Here is a 22,034-nt window from a genome sequence, read left to right on the forward strand (position 1 = left end):
TAATGACTAACTTTTTCGCTCATAAAAATTCAAAGATTCTGGTGCTACTGCTTACCGGAATCTTGTCGTTCTCTTGTCTGACGGCCAAGGTGCCGGCAAAGGAGTACGAAATTGTAAAACCGCCCAAAGAACTGAAACTCGATCCGTTTTATAAAAAGTATGTCAATGTAAATGGCATTCATATTATGAGTTCGCACCGGGTGCCCGATTCTGCTTTTGTTAAGGCCTGCGAGATCATTGATTTTATGACCGGCGGCCTGCCGGAAGAAGTGCTTAATCAGATGGTAAAACTGAATACCCGTGTTGGAATTATGGCGCGTTACGAAGGAACAACTGATATTCCTGAGCACGCGTATTTAGCCAACGACACAACACTGAACTGGGACGTTCGTGCACGCGGACTGGGGGGAACTATGGAAGATCCGCTGACAACCTGTGCCGAAGAAAACCTGCTGTGTTACCAGATTGACAAGTACCATGCAGAAGACATTCTGATTCACGAATTTGCACACACCATTCACGGTGTTGGAATTATGCCGCTTGACGATAAATTTAACGATTTACTTCAGGAGAAGCTCGATGCCGCAATGGCAGCCGGAAAATACGAAAACACCTACGCTGCCACCAATATCTGGGAATATTGGGCCGAAGGTGTACAAAACTGGTTTAACGTAAATGCCGAAGTTGAAACAACCGACGGCAAACACAATTGGGTAAATACCCGCTCGGACATGAAAAAGTACGATCCTGATTTGTATGAAATCGTAGGTCGCTATTTTCCCGAGTTCGAGGTTAGCCCATCGTGCCATGCCGCTGTTAATTTATATGTGCAGTAACCCGTTAACTAAAATAATATGGAAACAATCGTTCAACCCAGAAGAAGGGTAGCATCAGTAATCAAAGATGATTCGCGCTTGCGCGATATTCACATGTTCCGAAAATTGTCAGAAGCCGAATTGCTCGACCTCGAGATCAATTCAGTGTATAAAACATTTAAAAAGCGTTCGGTAATCTACCGCGAAGGTTGCAGACACGCAGGTTTGTACATCGTGCTGAAGGGCATTGTAAAAATCTATAAGATCGGTGGAAACGGAAAGCAGCAGATTCTGAAATTTGCACAACAAGGCGATCTTATTGGTTACCGCTCGTTGCTTACCCACGAGTTGGCCTGTACCTCGGCAAAAGCCTACGACGACACCTTGGTGTGTCATGTGCCGTACAATACCATGTTACATTTATTTCAGCAGAACTGGGATTTCACCCACGGAATGATGAAATTTATGTGTAAAGAACTGGGCGAATCAAACACCTTTATTACCGATATTGCTCAGAAAACGGTTCGCGAACGTACGGCCGAAATGTTGCTGATTTTAAAAGACGAATTTGGGCTCGATAATTACAACGCGCTTCAAATTGCCGTAACACGCGAAGATCTGGCAAATATGGTTGGTACCGTTACTGAATCGCTCATCCGCGTAATGTCCGAATTCAGAAATGAAAATCTGTTGGATCTTACCGGACGAAAAATAATATTTCTCGATACAAAGAGATTGCAGGCAATTGCAAATATCTGATTTTATATAGATGTAGATAAAGTTAGTTCCTGTTTTTCATAGAACAAAGTTTAGGTGGGATAGTCAGTGCCTGTGGTTGCCATTGTGTAATCCGGGGCTGGCTTTTTCTTAATTTTAAAACCTGTCAAAATTAACTTGCTTATGAATGATCTTAAAATGAATTTCCGGAAAATAATATTGACAACAGTGTTTTTAGTTGCAGCCGCGGTTGCAATGTGCCAAAACACAGCCGACACTGTTTTTGCTACCGTTTCGATGGATGCGCCGCACACGCACTATTACCAGGTAGAAATGGATTTTAACAGTAATGGTGTGCAAAATTTCGAGGTAAAAATGCCCGTTTGGACACCCGGTTATTACTGGATGTTGAACTTTGCCAAAAACGTTACCAGTTTTTCGGCCAGCAATGAAAACGGTACCCCGCTAAAGTTTTCAAAAACAGATTTAAATACCTGGCAGATAAAAAGCGGTGATGCAAAACGCGTAAAAATATCGTACGATGTTTATGCTTACGAACGTTCGGTTGCCGATCCGTGGCTGGATGACGGACGTGCTTTTATTCAGCCAACAGGTGTTTTTATGTTTTCACAAGAATTGATTCAAACGCCGGTAGTGTTAACAGTAAATCCGTACAAAGAATGGACGACCGTAACAACCGGTTTAGATTGTGTAAATGAAAAGGAATACATTTACCGGGCTGCAGATTTCGATGTGCTTTATGACAGCCCGATTCTTGCCGGAAATATGGAAATCCTGTCGTTTGAAGTTGATGGAATTCCATATACCATATCAATGGAAAATCCGGCAGAGTTTGATCGCGAGACATACATTGGCGACTTCAAAAAGATTGTAAAAAGTGCCACAGATTTAATGGGTGATATTCCGTATTCGCACTATTCATTTCTGATCATGGATCAGGGATTTGGCGGTTTGGAGCACCGAAATTCAATGGCAGTTTTCTCGAACTCGAACTACGACGTTACCAATAGCCGCGGATACCAATCGTGGCTGGCGTTTATTGCGCACGAATTTTTTCATTTGTACAACGTAAAACGTATTCGCCCGATTGAATTGGGGCCGTTCGATTATTGCAACGAAAACCTCACCAACATGCTTTGGGTAGCCGAAGGATTAACGGTTTATTACGAATACATGGTGTTGAATCGTGCCGGATTAATGTCGCAGCAGGAAGTGCTCGACGCCTATAGCAAAACCATTGCCAACTTCGAAAATGCCAACGGACGTAAACATTTAACGGCCCGCCAGGCGAGTTACGATACCTGGCTCAATTTCTTCAACTGGAACAACCACACTGACAATACTGTCATTTCGTACTACGATATTGGTAATGCATTGGGCATGCTGCTCGATTTAAAGATCAGGTACGAAACCGACGGCGAAAAGTCGCTGGAAGATGTAATGCGTACCATTTATAACGATTTCCATAAAAAGCAAAACCGGGGTTACACCGATGAAGAATTCCGCGAAGTATGTGAAACGATTGCCGGATGTTCGCTGGAAGAAATTTTTCATTACGCTGAAATAACCGGGCCGATGGATTACCAGAAATACCTGGATTATGTGGGTGTTAAAATGAACCTTACGCCAACAAAAACTGTGTCATACGGACTGACTTTGCGAAAAGCTGGCGAGGGCTGGCAAATCACCGACATCGACCGAAATTCTCCGGCATGGCAAATTGGCCTGAGCATTAATGACCAAATTCTTACCGTTAACGGTGTCGAAGTAAATGAGACGTTGATCGGTTCGTTAACGCATCCTGAAAAACAAGGTGAAATTACGCTGAAAGTAAAACGCAGAAGTGGAGAGAAAGAATTTACCATTCCGACTTTTGACCAGGAATGGTGCGATTATAAAATGCAGGTGAAAACCGATATTAACGATAAACAAAAACAATTACTGGAGAGCTGGATTCTCGAAAAATAGACAAGAAAATGAGGAAATTTCTACTGAGCATGATTGCGGGAATTTTTATCCTGTCGTCGTGCGGAAATAAAACAACAGAACAAAAAACAACACACATTTCTAACCCTGTTTTGCCCGGCTGGTTTGCCGATCCTACAATTAAAAAGTTTGGCGATATTTATTACATCTACGCCACTACCGACAATGAAATGCTGGCATCGGGCGCGCCAACCGTTTGGTACAGTCGAGACCTGCAAAACTGGTACAACTATATAATGGAGGTGCCTACATTGAATTCGGTGGCGCTGCGCAACTTTTGGGCACCCGATATTATGCAAGGCGAAGATGGCCGTTATTACCTGTATTTTGGAAATTGTCAGGCAGGATGTAACATTTACGGCTATGTTTCGGATACGCCGGTTGGCCCGTGGGAAAAATTACACGACGATGATACCCCGGTAATTGCACAAAACTATCCTATCGATGGATTCCCATCGTTAGATGCTCAGTTTTTTCAGGACGATGATGGCCGCATTTATGGCTACTGGGGAACCTGGGTACACTACAACAGCGGTTATGCCGTTGGCGAGTTAAACGCCGAAACAATGGATGTAATGTCGAACTCAACCAATATTCCGCTGGCACAAACGCCAAATCCTTTTGAGGCCGCTTACATGATGAAAAAGGGCGATAAATACATTCTGATGTATTCAGCCGAATCGTGCCACAACGAAACTTACAAAGTATTGTATTCATACGCTAACGATCCATACGGGCCGTTTACACCGGGAGAAAATAACCCGACTTTGCAGACCAATGAGGACGGAACGACTCACGGACCGGGACACCACTCGGTGCTGGAAAATGGCGACGATTATTACATCGTTTACCACAAACACGATGTTCCGTTTACTGCAGGTGGAATGGCGCGCCAGGTGTGTATCGACAGCATGATCTTTGAAAACGATTCAACAATTAAAGCGGTAGTTCCAACGCAAAAAGGGATTAAAGCTTTTATTCCGTCGGAAGTTCCTGAAGATATTGCGTTCAAAGCGACAGCGTCGGCTTCTTCGTTTTATCATTTGCAGTCGCCTGCTTACGACTATGAATATAAGCCGGCTTACGCTTTTGATAACGACAACGCCACCATGTGGAAAGCTGCAGACAATACGTTCCCACAAAGCCTGTCGGTTGATTTGGGCGAAGAAAAAGACATTAAACGAATTGCCACACAGTTCGAATTCTCTCCATACTATTATCAGTACAAAATTGAGTATTCTACCGATAATACAAATTGGGAAGTTTATGCTGATCGCTCGGAAAACCGCATACCGGGAAGTCCGATGATCGACGATAATGACGTGAGCGCGCGTTACCTCAAACTTACTATTTTGGGAACAGAGCAAACCGGAACTTTCGCCGCTGTTTGGAACATGAAAGTCTATGAAGAAACATTCGATATTCCTTTGAACCTGGTAAATAAACCATCGGAGAATGAGCCGGGAGCAGCAAGCTCGCAGAGTATGATTGTTGGTTTTGATGCCAATTCACTTTCAGGCAAATCATTCGATAAACTGGCAAACACTGGTTCGTTGGGTGGTGATTTGGTGCGAAAAGGAGATGTAAAGATCGTTACCGACAAAGAAAGCGGAACAAAAGCCATTGAATTCTCAAAAGGAGCTTTGGAATTGGACGGAATTGCTGTACCAAGAAGTCTGGAGTGGAACGGTGCATTTACAATCTCAACATGGGTGAAAAATCCTGAAGTAAGCGACAGAGACGAATGTCTGGCATCGTGGTGCGACAGAAGCGCGCATTACCTGGCCAATTCGTACAACGCAGTTCACTACAATAAAAGTAACTACGGTGCGGTGGCTCACCTCGACGGCCATTTTGATTTGCCTTACAACAAAGTACCCGAAGCCAATAAATGGCACCACATTGTAGTAACATTCGATGGGGTTGTGGAAAAAGTTTATGTTGACGGCCAGTTGGATACTGCACAAAATATGTTGCTGTCGTCGGCAGTTGATAATGCAAAGATCAGAATTGGCGCTTCAGATGCCGGTGAGTACTACACCGGTTTAATGGCTGCCTTTGAAATGTATGATTATGCTTTGCCACAATCGGCGATTGAGAAGGCATACAGCGAATCAAATTTGAAATAGAATATTATTAATTGACAAGGGACTCAATTAACAAATTAAAGAATAACAGTACATCGTACTCGTAAAAAAGGAGCTGCTCAGCTCCTTTTTTTATTAGAATGAATATAAATACAGGGATCTTTAAAAAACGGCTTTTCGCGGTATTTCATTAAGGAAGTATATTCGTGTGTTAATCATAAGTAGCAGAAAATAAACTTGTTGAGTATAAAATGTTCTTATGTGTAATAGCGGAATTAATATATGTTCTTCAGCATAATTATTCATTTTGCAGGATGGTAAATAATAAAAGTTAAAAATACTTTTATAGATTTGTTCCATCAATATTACTATGAAACACTATACTAGACATCCGAAGCATTTTGTATCAGTTGACTGCGTGATACTGGGGTACGACGAAGGGGAACTTTGTCTGTTGCTTTATCCGCGGGGTTTTGAGCCCTCAAAAGGAGCGTGGTCGCTAATGGGAGGATTTGTGCAGGATGGAGAATCGTCGGATGATGCCGCCAAACGCGTATTAAAACAAACCATAGGTCTTGAAGATATTTTTATGCAGCAGGTGGCTGCATTTTCCAATCCCGACCGTGATCCGGAAGCAAGAGTAATCAGTCTTGCTTATTATGCTTTGGTGCGTATGGACGAGCACGATAAAGCCTGTGTTAGAGAGAATGGTGCACATTGGTGGCCCATTTCAGAATTGCCGGAAATGATCTTCGATCATGGGCAAATGGTAGAGCAGGCATTGGTAAAATTGCAACAGGAAGCCGGCTACCGATTAATCGGGAAAGAACTGCTGGCCGATAAATTTACCTTACTTCAATTACGCAAATTATACGAAGCTATATTTCAGCGTGAATTCGATCCCGGAAACTTCAGAAAAAAAATATTATCGCTTAATGTGTTGGAGCGCCTGAATGAAAAAGATTTATCAGAATCGAAAAAAGGAGCGTTTTATTATACATGCAAAAGCGAAGTTACCGAGCGCGGTCTCGACCGTATTGTAAAAGTTTAAAAGCATATAAGAGTAATATATACATTTAAAATAAAATCAAAGAATATGAGCAGTACATTAAAAGAAATGGAAGTATGGTTTGTAACAGGTAGCCAACACCTTTACGGACCTAAAACACTAGAGCAAGTTGCAGAGCATTCAACAGAAATTGCTGCTGCTTTCGACGCATCAACAGAAATTCCTGTAAAAGTAGTAGTTAAACCTACCGGAACAGGATCGAAAGAAATTCACCGTATTTGTAAAGACGCAAACAGCGATGATAACTGTATCGGTATCATTACCTGGATGCACACTTTCTCTCCTGCAAAAATGTGGATTCACGGATTGAAAGAATTGAACAAACCATTGTTGCACCTGCATACACAGTACAACAAAGAAATTCCATGGAACGAAATCGATATGGATTTCATGAACCTGAACCAGAGTGCACACGGCGACCGGGAATTCGGTCACATTACAGCACGCATGCGTTACAACCTGAAAATGGTTGTAGGTCACTGGCAGGATCCAAAAACCGTTTCACAGGTTTCTTCATGGGCGCGTGTAGCTGCTGCATGGGCTGATTCGCAAGATATGTTAATTGTTCGTTTTGGCGACCAAATGAACAACGTTGCTGTAACCGATGGTGATAAAGTTGATGCTGAAAGAGTTTTCGGATATCACGTAGATTACTGTCCGATTGCAGAATTGGTTGCCGTACAAAACGAAGTTACAGACGAAGAAGTTGCTGAATTGGTAAAAGTTTACGAAGCAGACTACAACTTTGTTGACAGCTGTAAAGAAGGTGGAAAAGACCGCGAGCAAGTTGCTCACGCTGCTAAAATTGAAATCGCATTGCGTCGTCTTTTAGAAGCAAAAGGTGCAAAAGCTTTCACTACCAACTTCGACGACCTGGAAGGAATCGATCAGTTGCCAGGTTTGGCTTCGCAGCGTTTGATGGCTGACGGTTATGGATTTGGTGCAGAAGGTGACTGGAAAACAGCTGCTTTATACCGCACAATGTGGTTCATGAGCCAGGAAATGAAAGACTACAAAGGATGTTCTTTCCTTGAAGATTATACCTTGAACTTCGATGGCGAAAACAGTGCAATTCTTCAGGCGCACATGTTGGAAGTTTGTCCGTTAATTGCTGATGGCAAACCAACACTTGATGTACTTCCTTTGGGAATTGGTGGTAAAAACGATCCTGCACGTGTTATTTTCAAAAGTAAAACCGGACCTGGTGTTGCCGCTACAGTAGTAGATATGGGAAGCCGTTTCCGTATGATTATTAACGCTGTTGATTGTATCGAATCAAAAGATCTTCCAAAACTTCCTGTTGCAAGTGCACTTTGGATTCCACAACCTAATTTCGAAGTAGGTGCTGCTGCATGGATTTTGGCAGGTGGTACACACCACACCAGCTTCTCTTACGACCTTTCAGTTGAGGACTTGTTAGACTTTGCTGAAATTGCAGGAATCGAAGCTGTAGTAATCGACAAAGACACTACTATTCCTACGTTCAAAAAAGAACTGCGCTGGAATGATCTTTACTATCATTTGGCCAAAGGATTATAATAGAAACTAAATCAAAAAAATAAATCAACTTTTATGGAATTACTAGATTGGATTGTAATTGGCCTTTTTGGTGTTGCTCTTATCGGAGTAATCGTTTGGGTTTTAAGTCAGAAAGAAGAAACTTCAGGCGACTATTTCCTGGCAGGACGTGATGCTTCATGGATTGCAATTGGAGCTTCGATTTTTGCTTCGAATATTGGATCAGAACACCTTATTGGATTAGCCGGTGCCGGTGCCTCAAGTGGTATGGCAATGGCACACTGGGAAATTCAGGGATGGATGATCCTGATTCTTGGTTGGGTGTTTGTACCGTTCTATTCACGAAGTATGGTACTTACCATGCCCGAGTTTTTGGAACGCCGCTATAACCCTGAATCCAGAACAGTACTATCACTTATTTCTTTAGTAAGTTATGTATTAACTAAGGTTGCGGTAACCGTTTATGCCGGTGGTTTGGTTTTCCAACAGGTTTTCGGTATCGAAACCATGTGGGGAATCGATTTCTTCTGGATCTCGGCCATTGGCCTGGTGCTGTTAACGGCTGTTTATACCATTTTCGGAGGAATGAAATCGGTGTTATACACTTCGGTACTTCAAACGCCGATTCTGCTTGGTGGATCGCTGGTAATTGTGGTGCTTGGTTTAAAAGCCGTTGGTGGCTGGGATCAGGTATTGGAAATTGCAGGTGCTACCCAGGTTAACGAATATGGCGACAGTATGATCAACCTGATCAGGGACAACCGCGATGCCGACTTCCCATGGCTGGGTGCTTTAATCGGCTCCAGTATCATTGGTTTCTGGTATTGGTGTACCGACCAGTTTATTGTACAAAGGGTGCTGTCGGGTAAAAACGAAACACATGCCCGTAGAGGTACAATTTTTGGCGCTTACCTGAAATTGTTACCGGTATTCCTTTTTCTTATTCCTGGTATGATTGCTTATGCGATGAGTGCCAAAGGAGGAGTTATGCTGAACGGACAAGAGTATGTATTGCCAAGTGCCGATGCTGCTTTCCCATCGTTGGTAGCCCAGTTGCTTCCTGCCGGTATTAAAGGTCTGGTGGTTTGTGGTATTTTGGCTGCTTTAATGAGTTCGCTGGCTTCGTTGTTCAACTCTTCGGCAATGTTATTTACCATCGACTTCTACAAACGATTTAAACCGGAAACTCCGGAGAAAAAACTCGTGAAAATAGGTCAGGTTGCAACAGTTGTAATCGTGATTTTGGGTATTCTTTGGATTCCGATTATGAGAAGTATTGGCGACGTGCTTTACGAATATTTACAAGACGTACAATCCGTTCTGGCTCCTGGTATCGCCGCAGCATTCTTGCTGGGTATTACATGGAAACGTGCTTCTGCCAAAGGTGGATTCTGGGGACTGATGTCAGGATTTATAATTGGTATTACCCGTTTGGGTGCGAAAGTATATTACGAGAACGTTCAGGGTGCAGGCGACAGCTTGTTCAAAAGTGTATTCTTCGATATGAACTGGTTGTTCTTCTGCGGATGGATGTTGCTTGTATGTTTGGTAGTTGTTATTGTGGTGAGTTTACTTACCGAAGCTCCTGACGAGAAAAAGATTCAGGGCTTGGTATTCGGAACTTCATCGCCAGAACAAAAAGCTGCAACACGTGCCAGCTGGAATGGTTGGGATGTGTTCCATACTGCTGTAATCCTCGGATTAACAGTAGCATTTTACATCTACTTCTGGTAGAATAAAAACAGAATAAATTATGCTTGAACAATTAAAAGAAGAAGTTTTTAAAGCGAACCTGGAACTGGTTGATCTCGACCTGGTAATTTTTACCTGGGGAAATGTGAGTGCTATCGATCGCGAAAAAGGTTTGGTGGTAATTAAGCCAAGCGGAGTTTCGTACGACGATATGAAAGCCAGCGACATGGTGGTGGTTGATATGGAAGGCAATGTGGTTGAAGGAAACCTGAAACCATCGAGCGACACCGCAACTCACCTGGTGCTTTACAAAGCTTTTGAAGGAATATCGGGAGTTGTGCACACGCACTCATCTTGGGCAACCAGCTGGGCGCAGGCCGGACGTAGCATTCCTGCTTTGGGAACAACACACGCCGATTATTTTTACGGTGCAATTCCTTGTACACGTAAATTGACAGAGGAGGAGGTAACCACTGCATACGAAGTGGAAACCGGAAACGTAATTGTGGAAACTTTCGAGGGGCTTGATCCGGTTGCAATTCCGGGAGTTCTGGTAAACAACCACGGTCCGTTTTCGTGGGGAACAAGTGCTCACAATGCCGTTCATAACGCAAAAGTTATGGAAGAAGTGGCAAAAATGGCACACACTGCTTTGCAGCTGACTCCGGGAGCTGAGATCGATCAATTCTTATTAGATAAGCATTACCTGCGCAAGCATGGTAAAAATGCATACTACGGACAATAATTGTCCATCAGTTACAAAAAAAATCAAGGACGAAAAGTTGGTGGAGAAGTAATTTCTCTGCCGGCTTTCGCTCCTCATTAAATCAAAGAAAATGGCAAAATATACTATTGGACTGGATTATGGTTCTGATTCGGTTCGTTCATTAATCGTAGACGTAGAGACCGGCGAGGAGATTGCAAGCGTTGTGTTTGAATACCCGCGTTGGAAAAAAGGAGAATATTGCGATGCGCCAAACAACCAGTTTCGTCAGCATCCGAAAGATTATTTAGAAGGTTTGGAATACACCATTGTTGAGGCGCTGAAACAAGCTCCTGCAGGTGTAGCCGAAAATGTTGTGGGTATTTCTGTTGATACAACCGGATCGACTCCGGTAGCAGTTGACGAAAAAGGTACACCACTGGCATTAACTCCGGGTTTTGAAGAAAATCCAAATGCGATGTTCGTACTTTGGAAAGACCATACTGCAGTAAAAGAGGCTGCAGAAATCAACGAATTGGCTAAAAAATCGGACATCGATTTCACGAAATACGAAGGTGGAATTTATTCATCAGAGTGGTTTTGGGCCAAGTTATTGCATGTAACTCGCGAAGATGCAGGTGTTTACCGCGCAGCTTATTCGTGGGTAGAGCATTGCGACTGGATTCCGGCAGTTCTTACCGGAAATACAAATCCAAAAACATTAAAAAGAAGCCGTTGTGCAGCAGGTCACAAAGCAATGTGGCACGAAGCTTTTGGTGGTCTTCCATCAGAAGAATTCCTGACACAGCTTGACCCAATGTTGAGCGGTTTAAAAGATCGTTTATTCAAAGAAACATTTACCTGCGATGTATCGGCAGGAACTTTGAGTGAAGAGTGGGCGAAGAAATTAGGACTTTCTACCAAAGTGGTAATTGGGGTAGGAGCTTTTGATGCTCACCTTGGTGCTGTTGGTGCTCAAATCGAGCCTTATCACTTGTCGAAAGTTATGGGTACATCAACTTGCGATATGTTGATTGCTCCACTTGAAGAAGTAGGTGATAAACTGGTAAGCGGTATTTGTGGTCAGGTTGACGGATCGATCGTTCCCGGAATGTTAGGTTTGGAAGCTGGTCAGTCGGCATTTGGTGATATCTACGCCTGGTTCCGTCGTTTGATTGAGTGGCCAATGCAGAATATTTTGGCCGAATCTGATTTGATCGACGAGGAAACCAAGAAAAAGCTTATCGATGAAACTTCAGGTAAGGTTATCGCTAAACTGAGCCAGGAAGCTGAAAAAATTCCTATCGCCGAGAGCGGAATCGTTGCATTAGACTGGATGAACGGTCGTCGTACTCCGGATGCTAACCAGGCATTAAAAGGAGCGATTATCGGTTTGAATTTAGGATCGGATGCACCACGTATTTTCCGTGCATTGGTTGAAGCAACTGCTTTTGGTTCAAAAGCCATTAACGATCGTTTTATTTCTGAAGGAATCCGTATCGACGGTGTTATTGCACTGGGTGGTGTGGCTAAAAAATCGCGTCTGGTAATGCAAATCGTTGCCGACGTACTGGATATGCCAATTAAAGTGGCTCGCTCTGAGCAGGCTTGTGCATTGGGTACAGCAATGGCAGCAGCAGTTGCAGCCGGTGTTTACGAAAACCTTGGCGAAGCGCAGGCAAAAATGGGTGGCGGTTTCGAAATGGAATATCATCCAATTCCTGAAAACGTAGAGAAATACAAAGACCTGTACGAGAAATACAATAGACTGGGTAAGTTTATTGAGTTCGATTTGAACAAGTAACCTAAAAAAATAAACCAATGAAGTACTTAGGATTAATAGCTTTAATATTTATGGTATTTAGTTGTACACAAGAAGAAGCTCCTGTTGGAATTTCAAGCGAAGATTTTGCGTTTGATTACCAGGGAAAAACTATTGAACTGTATACTTTGAAAAACGATAACGGCGTTGTTTGCCAGTTAACCAATTTTGGCGCGAGAGTAGTGAGTTTGTATGCTCCCGACAAAAATGGCGAGTTGGCAGATGTAATTGTTGGTTATGGTTCGGGTACAGACTATGTTGAAAAGAAAGAGAATTTTTATGGCGCAGTGATCGGTCGTTACGGCAACCGCATTGGCGATGCTAAATTCTCGATCGACGGTGTTGAATATCCGCTGGAGAAAAACGACGGCGAGAATCATCTGCATGGTGGAACCAATGGTTTTCACCGCCAGGTTTGGAATGCAGAACAGATCAGTGATACAGAAGTTGATTTTAGCTTAGTTTCTCCTGATATGGAAACCGGTTACCCGGGAACTGTAACAGTTAAAGTGAAATACCAGTTAACAGCTGCAAACGAGCTGAAAATTGAATATTTCGCCACTACTGATAAGAAAACGGTATTGAATCTTACCAACCACTCTTATTTCAATTTGAAAGATGGTGGAAGAACTACGATCAACGATCATTTGATGTACCTGAATGCTGATTATTATACACCTGTTGACGGGGGTTTGATCCCAACAGGAGAGTTGGCAGCAGTTGCCGGAACACCATTCGATTTTACAACTCCAACAGCAATTGGCGCCCGCGTTGAAGCTGATGATGAGCAGTTAAAACTTGGAGGTGGATACGACCATAACTGGGTTTTGAATACCGAGAATAACGTAGCTGCTTTGGCTGCAAAAGTTGTTGAGCCGGAGACAGGAAGAGTATTGGAAGTATACACCAACGAACCGGGTATTCAGTTTTACGGCGGTAACTTTATCGACGGACAAGTTGCCGGTAAAAACGACATTAAATACGGTTTCAGAAGTGCATTCTGTTTAGAAACTCAGCACTTCCCTGATAGTCCTAACAAACCTGAATTTCCAAGTGTAATTGTAAATCCGGGCGATGAGTACTATTCAGTTTGTATCTACAAATTTGATGTTGAAAAATAAGATCTAAAGGATTTTTAGTTTTAAGTTAATTGATAGTTAGTTAGTAAAGGTTCTGATTTGTTTTAGCAGGCAGGAAGAACCTAAAAAAAGGAGGTTGATTTCAACCTCCTTTTTGCTTTTATAAATATTGGGTAATTCAATTCTATTTTCACTGGTTCATAATTGCCTGAATTTCATTCATGTCGTATTCCGGTGTAGCACCTGCTTTCGATGCCACAAAAGCACCCGTTGCACAGGCAAAAGTAATCGCTTCTTTGGGTGATTTCTTTTGCAGAAATGCCGCTACCAAACCGGCCAGAAAAGCATCGCCGGCACCAACCGTGTCAACAGCGTTTACTTTAAATCCGGGATGCTCGTAAAACTTGTTTTTATGAAACATGGCCGCTCCTTTGTCGCCACGGGTAACACAAAGCATTTCAACTTTATAATGTTGCACAAACCATTTTATCAGTTCTTCCTCGGTTTTACCTTCAATTCCATTCCAGCCGGCAAAAACACGTAGTTCGTCATCGTTTAGTTTTACAATGTCTGATTTAGCCAGCAGAAGTTCCAGCACATCCTGTTTGTCGTAAGGTTGGCGCAGGTTTACATCGATTAATTTTACCGCATCGTTGTCGATTAATTTCAAAAGTGTTTCGCGCGTTGTTTGGTTTCGCGATGCCAGCGAACCATAAATGATCAGTCCCGAGTTTTGTGCCTTTTTAGCCAGTTCGTCGGTAAGCTGAATATTGTCCCAGGCCACCGGTTCGCAAATTTCGTACGAGGCGTTATTATTCTCGTCGAGGTGCACCAAAACTTCGCTGGTAGGTAATTTTTCATCCGTTTGAATTAACGAAGTATCTACCCCTGAATTTTTTAAAAAATCAATGAGTTGTTTGCCTGCATCGTCGTTGCCAACCGAGCTGGCAATTGCCGCATCAAGCCCGATGGCGTTGAGGTGCAAAGCCACATTCATGGGGGCACCGCCCGGTTTAGCTCCCGATGGAAGTCGGTCCCACAGCACCTCTCCAATACAAAGTATTTCTTTATTTGTAATATTCATTTTTGTGCGTATTATTTTGTACTTCTTTTTTTAATTTCAGCCTGAATTTCTTCCAGCGATTTTCCTTTTGTTTCGGGAACCAGTTTCCACGCAAAGAAAAAGTGGATCACCATCATTGCCGCGAAAAAGGCAAAAGATATACCTCCTCCAATTCCGGGCATATTGGCAACTACCGGAAATCCCCAAATTAAAGCCGCCGCCAAAATCCAGTGCGTAAAGCTTCCCAGTGCCTGACCTTTCGAGCGTACTTTGTTGGGAAAGATCTCGGAAATTACTACCCATAAAACGGCTCCCTGCGAAAAGGCAAAGAAGGCAATAAATCCCATCAGGTAGATCATTACGCCGTAACCGCCAAGGTCGCTATAATTTTCAGTAAAAAACGATTTGGAGAGCATGCCCAGAAAGAATACCATTCCGACAGAACCGGCCATTAAAAGAGACCGCCTTCCGTAACGGTCGATAAGGGTTAAAGCGACTATCGTGAATACTAAATTCGTGGCACCAACCGAAATGGATTGCAGCAGCGAAACGTTGCTTTCAAATCCTGCCATTTCGAAAACACGGGGCGCATAAATCATTATCGCATTAATTCCGGCCAGTTGGTTAAAAGCGGCCATTAAAATGGCAATGGTAATCGGGAACCGGTTTTCCTTTACAAATAGTTTTCCGTGTTCCAGCTTTTCTTCCTGTTCTACGGCTTGCTGAACAATACGAACTTCTTCTTCAGGATTATTGGCTTTTATACGGGTAAATACCGTTAATGCTTCATCGCTGCGATTTTGGTTAACCAACCAGCGCGGACTTTCCGGAACCAGGTTCAACAACAGGAAAAACGATGCGGCGGGAATGGCTTCCACGCCGATCATCCAGCGCCATGAACCGTTTCCGATAGATTTCGCCAACAAGTAATTCACTACAAAAGCAAGAAACAGCGAGATAACAACAAACAACTGATTTAACAGCACCAGCCGACCGCGTTTTTTAGCCGGCGAAATTTCGGCAATAAACATTGGCGTTACCACCGAAATGCATCCCAGCAATATTCCGGTTAAAAAGCGGAACAAAAGCAACATGGCCCAGTTAATGGCAAATGCAGCGCCCAAAGTGGTAAGTGCAAATAAGCCCGACAAAAGGAGTAACGATTTTTTACGACCGTATTTTTCGGCAGGTTTGCCAATAATCAGGGTGCCGATTATGGTTCCGATTATGGCAACTGCAACTGTGAATCCCAGCCAAAAACTGTTGAGATGGAATAACTCTTCCAGTTGCGATGTTGTTCCCGACATCATGGCAATGTCGTAACCAAACAAAAAACCGCCTAAAGCAATAATTAGGGCGACTGTTGTAACATTTTGTTGTTTCATTAAAACGGTATTTAGATTTGAAAATTGGGTAACAGAAAAGGCAAAATGCGACGGTTATTCCTGTTTCATAAATTCCTGAATGCTTTCGTCTAATAAGCGCTGGAATTCGTCAGGTTTTTCCCAAAAAACGAGATGCCCAACACCGGTAATGATTTTAGCTTTAAACCCGGGTACATACTTTTTGAAAATCTCAACTTCAGTTGGTTCCATATCCGAATTAATTGCGTGAAGCGGAACCTGCAATTGCTGAAGCGATTTTATACAATCTTCATTCATCCATTTCATGTTTCCGAGAAGTGCTTCCTGCCATCCAATTTGAGAAACGTCTTCCGGGTAAAGACGAAGTACCCGTTCGTAATTGGCTTCCTGATTTGTTTTGTAGAATCCCATGGCAACCAGCTTTTCGTTACTCATGTTGTTCAAAAGATCCATCATCATGCTATCGACAACCGGAATCATTTGCGGAGGTAGTTTGCCTTCAGGATTCTGCATATTATCGACAATTACAACTCCTTTTACTTTTTCGGGAATTTGGTTTGCTGTTTCAACAACAACCGCAGCTCCCATCGAAAAACCAACCAGTACCACTTCATCCAGTTTTAGTTTATCGATTACGGCAATTACGTCGTTCGAAAATGCATTCATGGTCCATTCCGAGCGGTTATTGCCCGATTCGCCTGAGCCTGCGAGATCAAGTGCTACAGCCTGGTATTTTGCCGAAAACTGTTTCATTTGGTCGTCCCAAATCGTTCGGGGATTTGTCCATCCGTGAACAAAAATAATGGCGGGTTTTCCTTTTCCCTGACTGTCGAAAGCTATTGTAACTCCATCGCTTGATGTAGCTGTGCCGGGTGTTTCATCCCCGCAACTTATGATTACAAAAAGTGCAGGAAGGAGAATGGTGAAAATGAATAATCTGTTTTTCATCTTGTAAAGTTTAGTTATAAGTTAGTGTAGTATAGTTTCTTATCCGTTAGGTTTCGATTGTAACAAGATAATAATTTCAATTCAAATGATGGTCTTTTCGGAATAATTCAAATTCATGATTTGGTGTAGAAACAAAAAAAGAGGACCGTGAAATCCTCTTTTTATTATTCGGAATATTATTGCGTTATTCTGCAATTGCGGCATCCAGTAATTTCCATAATTCGGTACGAATCATATCTCTTGAGTTACTGAATCCCTGCATCGTTTCTGCCCATTCTTTATCCGGATGTGCTTTTTGAAAGGCTTCCATGTAATTGAAAGATCCGACTTTCGTAAAGTCAGAATAGTAATCAACGGTAACATAATCTGCTGCCATATTGGTTCCCGATGGGTAAACATTCGACCAGAAGGTCCATCCCGACCAGGCGCCACTTTTTACTAATTCGGCCGCAGTAGGTTGTCCTATTTGATTTTCTAATTGCACGTAATTTCCTCCGGGTTTGGTTTTCATATAATTTACAACGATGTATTTATGCGGACCAAGATTTTCGCCACCTTCGGGGTAAGCAAAGTTCACCCTTCTCATCAATTGTTCCTGCACTATTGTTCGTGCTTTTACCGTTTCTTCCATTATCAGGTTTAAATCCTTTCCGGGAAGTATTTTGTTGAAATCAATTCCGGCGTACGGAGTTTCAAGTTTGGTCGGATCGGCATAAACATTTACGGTTACATAATTGTAAGGATCGTTGTCGCCAACATATACTACCTGGTACAAAAACCAAGCAACAATAATTCCCTGGTTTATCCGCTCCTGATGAATGGGTTTGAATACATTCTGCTCAAGTTCAAGATACTTAACATCATTGCCGGGTTTAACTTTCATGAGGTCAACAACGATAAAAAGGTTCGAATTTTGCTGTGCTACAGCAGGTTTTGGCAGAAAACATACAACCATGCATACAACGAACAGATACGACATGGATTTCCGGAAAAGTAAACATAACTTCTTCATGATAGTAAATTTTGGTTAATAAATAACTGGCTATCACAAAGAAACCGGATTACGAAAAGACTATAGAAGTTACGAAATAATCGCCTGAATTACAAGATGTCGTTCTTTTGACGGAGTCCAGATATCCAGGCGATTATATTGTTTGGTTGTGGCTTATTTGAAAAAGTTTATCTGCCGCTGCCCTGGCGTTCGATCATCCAGCCCGGATATTCCGGAGGCAGTTTACTTACTTCGTCCAGTTGTGCGAGTTCTTCAGCTTCCAGTTTTACATCTACCGAGCTTAAGTTATCGGCAAGCTGCGCGGGTTTGTTGGCGCCAATAATTACCGACGAAACAGCCGGTTGATGCAGCAACCACGACAATGCGATCTGTGCCACAGTAACGCCTTTGTTATCGGCAATTTTTCGCATAACATCCACAATGTCGAAAGCTTTTTCTTTGTTCACAGGTGGAAAGTCGAAATTCACTCTTCGGCCTTCTTTGGTTTCGGCATCGCGACTGTATTTGCCACTTAACAATCCGCCGGCTAGCGGACTCCAAACCATTAGCCCCACTTTTTGGTCGAGAAGCAGCGGAACCAGTTCGCGTTCCAAATCGCGCCCGGCGATGGTGTAATAAGCTTGCAACGATACAAATTTGCTCAGGTGTTGCTGTGCCGAAATGCCCAACGCTTTCATCAGTTGCCAGGCAGCCAGGTTGCTACAGCCGATGTACCTTACTTTTCCGCTTTTAACCAGCGAATCGAGTGCTTCAAGCGTTTCTTCCAAAGGTGTAAGTCTGTCAAATCCATGAATCTGGTACAAATCGATATAATCCATTTTCAAACGTTCCAGACTTTCATCGGCCTGCTGCAGAATGTGCTTTTTACTCAGCCCAACCTCATTTGGTCCTTCACCCATTTGTCCGCGCACTTTTGTGGCAATCACCAGGTTGTCGCGTTTTAATCCAAGGTCGCGGATAGCCTGCCCGGTCATTTGTTCGCTCAATCCTTCGCTATAGATATTGGCCGTGTCGATAAAGTTTATTCCGCCGTCAACCGATTGTTTTACAAGGCTGTTCACCTGGTCCTGCGGCAGCGTTCCAATGGCAGTCCACATGCCGCGGCCGCCAAATGTCATGGTGCCCAAACAAAGTTCTGATACGTATAATCCTGTGTTTCCTAATAAATTGTACTTCATGATAATTGTATTTTTACGTTAGTTGATGTTGATGGCACTGTCGTACCATTCTTTCAATTAAAATTTCGGAAGAAAAGATTTGCATGGATAAAGTATTTGCAGTAATTAACTCTATATGTGTAATTTAATACTTTATCGTCTTTTTTGCAAGGAATAGGTCGGATTCCTTTGGAATTGACTTTTCAGCGTGGCGATATCGAATAAAATTATCCTTGCGATTAATGCTATAGAACTATTTTATTGGGCAATTAGAAGGATTTGCTTTAAAATAATAGGTACCCGAAGGCATTAGTAGGTCTATACTAATAGTAAACTAGGTTCATTTTTTACTTGACATTTAAAACCAGTTATGATTCGTAAATTCATTATTGCCATTCTTTTATTTAGCGTTGCATTTGCCGGAACAGCGCAAGTTAACGATGTTACAACGCCGCTTCACCTGATGCAACCCGATTATCCTCATGCTTACGGAGCCCCTGAAATTCAGGACGTAGAACAGGTATTAACACGGATTTACGATTATCTCGATCGGGTCACTCCGGCCGAAATGGTTGATAAAGTTTCCGGAGCAACGATCAACGATTTGTCGAAAGTTGATGAAAACAGCATAATGAAACCGGGTGATTTCCGCTTGAACAGTTACGAGTGGGGAGTTACTTATGCCGGGATGTTACTGGCAACAAAGAATACCGGTGATGATAAATATGCAGCGTATACTACTGAAAGGTTGCAATTCCTGGCAAAAGCACTGGAAGCTTTTTCTGGTTTTGAGAAGAAAAATCCCGATGTGGAAATTCAGTTGATCCGCTCGTTACATCCGCATGCTTTGGATGATTGTGGCGCGATTTGCGCTGCCATGATAAAAGCTTCAAAAACTGATAATGTGGAAAATCTGGACTGGATCATTAATATTTATACCGATTACATCAGCAATAAACAATTTCGTTTAAAAGATAAAACCCTGGCGCGTAACCGGCCACAAGCCAATTCTGTTTGGCTCGACGATCTGTTTATGAGTGTTCCGGCACTGGCTCAAATGGGAAGTTACAGCGGCGATCCGAAATATTTCGACGATGCTATCGACCAGGTGCTGTTGTTTTCGAAACGCATGTTCAATTACGAAAAAGGCCTTTTTATGCATGGCTGGATTCAGGAAATGGAAGAGCATCCGCAGTTTCATTGGGCGCGTGCCAACGGCTGGGCGGTAATGGCAATGGTGGAACTGCTTGAGGTATTGCCGGCTGATTATCCGCGACGCGATCAGGTGCTGGATGTGCTGCAACGTCACATTCGTGGTTTGGCCAACTATCAGCATGGAACCGGTTCTTGGCACCAGCTGATCGACCGGAACGATACGTATCTGGAGACTTCGGCTACTGCCATTTACACGTATTCAATTGCCCGCGCGATCAACCGCGAATATGTAGATGCCAAAGTTTACGGACCAATGGTTTGTTTGGCGTGGAATGCGGTTGCCAGCAAGGTAAATGAGCTCGGACAGGTTGAAGGAACCTGCGTAGGAACGGGAATGGGGTTCGATCCGGCATTTTATTATTACCGGCCGGTGAATGTATTTGCTGCGCACGGTTATGGCCCGGTTCTGTTGGCCGGAGCGGAAATGATCGAGTTGTTGAAATCGCATGACATCCGCATTAACGACAGTGCAACAATGTTGTATAAAGAAAGTAAAGCTCAGGTATGGAAATTTGATTTTGGCAGCGGAAAAGTAAAAGAGGGATTCCAACAAATTACAGACGAGACGCTCTATACCGAAGAATCAACTTGTGGAATTATTCCTTCAGGAGTGGTTAAATCATTTTATGAAAAAGGTGGTGACGAAGCCACAAATGATGGAGTACAATCGGAAGCACCGTTCTTTTTTCAGCTGGATTTATCTGAAGGCCGCTACAAAGTTACTGCGGTATTGGGCAGTTCAGTTAAAAAATCGGCGGTTACCGTAAAAGCCGAATCGCGCCGTTTGATGCTGGAAAATATTCAAGTTGAAAAAGGCGAGATGGTTACCAAAACTTTCCTTGTTGATGTGCGTTCTCCGCGAATTAATGCCACCGAAAGTATCCGGCTAAAATCTCGGGAGTTGCCCTACAAAAACTGGGACAAAAGTTTGAGTCTTGAGTTTAACGGCGAAAACTCATCGCTACGTTCCATTGAAATTGAACGAGCGAATGAATATCCGGTAATTTTTCTAGCCGGGAATTCTACCGTTACCGATCAGGAGTACGAGCCCTGGGCATCGTGGGGGCAAATGTTTCCGAGGTTTCTGAAACCGGAGATCGTTGTGGCCAACTTTGCCGAATCGGGGGAGACCTTGAAAGCTTTCAGAGCCGAAAACCGCTTAAAAAAAATCCTGAGTGTAATGAAGCCTGGCGACTACTTGTTTATGGAGTTTGCACACAACGATCAAAAGCCGGGGAGCAGCCACGTTGAACCGTATACGACGTATCAGGATGAATTACAGTATTTTATCAATGAATCGAAAAAGCGCGGCGGAAAACCGGTGCTGGTAACCTCAACAAACCGCCGGAAGTTTAATGATGAAGGGCAAATCGAAAATACTCTGGAAGAATATCCGAATGCCATGCGACAACTGACAAAAGAACAGAATATTCCGCTAATTGATTTGAATGCAATGAGCAAAGTGTTTTACGAAGCGCTGGGTGTGGAAAATTCCAAAAAGGCCTTTGTGCATTACCCGGTCAACACCTTTCCGAACCAGGATAAACCGCTTGCCGACAATACGCATTTTAATCCTTATGGCGCTTACGAACTCGCAAAATGTGTAGTTCAGGGAATTTTGGATCAGGATATGGATTTGGCAAAGTACATTGTTGATGATTTCGGGAATTTTGATCCGTCGAAACCGGATTCTTTCAATGATTTCTTTTGGCCGGATAGTCCGGCTATGGAGCTGGCTAAACCTGATGGTAATTAAAAATGACGCG

16 protein-coding genes are annotated in these 22,034 nt (G+C 43.0%); 11 read left to right on the plus strand and 5 right to left on the minus strand.

Features of this window, described 5'->3' with window-relative positions:
* Positions 1 to 2: 2 nt before the first annotated feature.
* The 10 genes from QZ576_RS04730 (at position 3) to QZ576_RS04775 (ending at position 13,551) form a co-directional block, all read left to right on the plus strand.
* Complete coding sequence (locus QZ576_RS04730; RefSeq protein ID WP_297094598.1) at positions 3 to 836, plus strand: hypothetical protein; 834 nt, start codon at positions 3 to 5, stop codon at positions 834 to 836.
* Between the two features lie 18 nt (positions 837 to 854).
* Complete coding sequence (locus QZ576_RS04735; protein ID WP_297094601.1) at positions 855 to 1,574, plus strand: Crp/Fnr family transcriptional regulator; 720 nt, start codon at positions 855 to 857, stop codon at positions 1,572 to 1,574.
* A 141-nt stretch (positions 1,575 to 1,715) separates the two neighbouring features.
* On the plus strand, positions 1,716 to 3,521 hold the full coding sequence (locus QZ576_RS04740) for a M61 family metallopeptidase (protein ID WP_297094603.1): 1,806 nt from the start codon (positions 1,716 to 1,718) through the stop codon (positions 3,519 to 3,521).
* A gap of 8 nt (positions 3,522 to 3,529) precedes the next feature.
* On the plus strand, positions 3,530 to 5,668 hold the full coding sequence (locus QZ576_RS04745) for a family 43 glycosylhydrolase (protein WP_297094605.1): 2,139 nt from the start codon (positions 3,530 to 3,532) through the stop codon (positions 5,666 to 5,668).
* A gap of 328 nt (positions 5,669 to 5,996) precedes the next feature.
* On the plus strand, positions 5,997 to 6,677 hold the full coding sequence (locus tag QZ576_RS04750) for an NUDIX domain-containing protein (RefSeq protein ID WP_297094607.1): 681 nt from the start codon (positions 5,997 to 5,999) through the stop codon (positions 6,675 to 6,677).
* Between the two features lie 45 nt (positions 6,678 to 6,722).
* Entirely contained in the window at positions 6,723 to 8,234 is a 1,512-nt protein-coding gene (araA, locus tag QZ576_RS04755; protein WP_297094608.1) for an L-arabinose isomerase, read from the plus strand.
* A gap of 33 nt (positions 8,235 to 8,267) precedes the next feature.
* A complete protein-coding gene (locus QZ576_RS04760; protein WP_297094610.1) occupies positions 8,268 to 9,947 on the plus strand; it encodes a sodium:solute symporter in 1,680 nt (559 codons plus the stop codon).
* A gap of 19 nt (positions 9,948 to 9,966) precedes the next feature.
* Entirely contained in the window at positions 9,967 to 10,650 is a 684-nt protein-coding gene (gene araD / locus QZ576_RS04765; RefSeq protein WP_297094612.1) for an L-ribulose-5-phosphate 4-epimerase, read from the plus strand.
* A gap of 91 nt (positions 10,651 to 10,741) precedes the next feature.
* On the plus strand, positions 10,742 to 12,412 hold the full coding sequence (locus QZ576_RS04770) for a ribulokinase (protein ID WP_297094614.1): 1,671 nt from the start codon (positions 10,742 to 10,744) through the stop codon (positions 12,410 to 12,412).
* A 17-nt stretch (positions 12,413 to 12,429) separates the two neighbouring features.
* Complete coding sequence (locus tag QZ576_RS04775) at positions 12,430 to 13,551, plus strand: aldose epimerase family protein (protein WP_297094616.1); 1,122 nt, start codon at positions 12,430 to 12,432, stop codon at positions 13,549 to 13,551.
* Positions 13,552 to 13,699: 148 nt separating this feature from the next.
* Here QZ576_RS04775 and QZ576_RS04780 read toward each other — a convergent pair whose 3' ends face one another.
* The 5 genes from QZ576_RS04780 to QZ576_RS04800 form a co-directional block, all read right to left on the minus strand.
* Positions 13,700 to 14,593, minus strand: coding sequence for a carbohydrate kinase (locus tag QZ576_RS04780; protein ID WP_297094618.1), 894 nt, complete (start codon positions 14,591 to 14,593; stop codon positions 13,700 to 13,702).
* Positions 14,594 to 14,604: 11 nt separating this feature from the next.
* Positions 14,605 to 15,957, minus strand: a complete 1,353-nt coding sequence (locus tag QZ576_RS04785; RefSeq protein ID WP_297094620.1) for a sugar porter family MFS transporter — start codon at positions 15,955 to 15,957, stop codon at positions 14,605 to 14,607.
* A gap of 54 nt (positions 15,958 to 16,011) precedes the next feature.
* Positions 16,012 to 16,884, minus strand: coding sequence for an alpha/beta hydrolase (locus tag QZ576_RS04790; protein WP_297094622.1), 873 nt, complete (start codon positions 16,882 to 16,884; stop codon positions 16,012 to 16,014).
* Between the two features lie 184 nt (positions 16,885 to 17,068).
* Positions 17,069 to 17,896, minus strand: a complete 828-nt coding sequence (locus QZ576_RS04795) for a hypothetical protein (protein ID WP_297094624.1) — start codon at positions 17,894 to 17,896, stop codon at positions 17,069 to 17,071.
* Between the two features lie 167 nt (positions 17,897 to 18,063).
* The gene (locus QZ576_RS04800) at positions 18,064 to 19,074 is read right to left on the minus strand and encodes an aldo/keto reductase (RefSeq protein WP_297094626.1); all 1,011 of its coding nucleotides are present in this window, start codon (positions 19,072 to 19,074) and stop codon (positions 18,064 to 18,066) included.
* A 349-nt stretch (positions 19,075 to 19,423) separates the two neighbouring features.
* Between QZ576_RS04800 and QZ576_RS04805 the strand changes: the two genes are divergently transcribed.
* On the plus strand, positions 19,424 to 22,024 hold the full coding sequence (locus tag QZ576_RS04805) for a glycoside hydrolase family 88 protein (RefSeq protein WP_297094628.1): 2,601 nt from the start codon (positions 19,424 to 19,426) through the stop codon (positions 22,022 to 22,024).
* Positions 22,025 to 22,034: the final 10 nt, after the last annotated feature.

This window comes from uncultured Draconibacterium sp. (assembly GCF_913060805.1).
Lineage (GTDB): Bacteria > Bacteroidota > Bacteroidia > Bacteroidales > Prolixibacteraceae > Draconibacterium.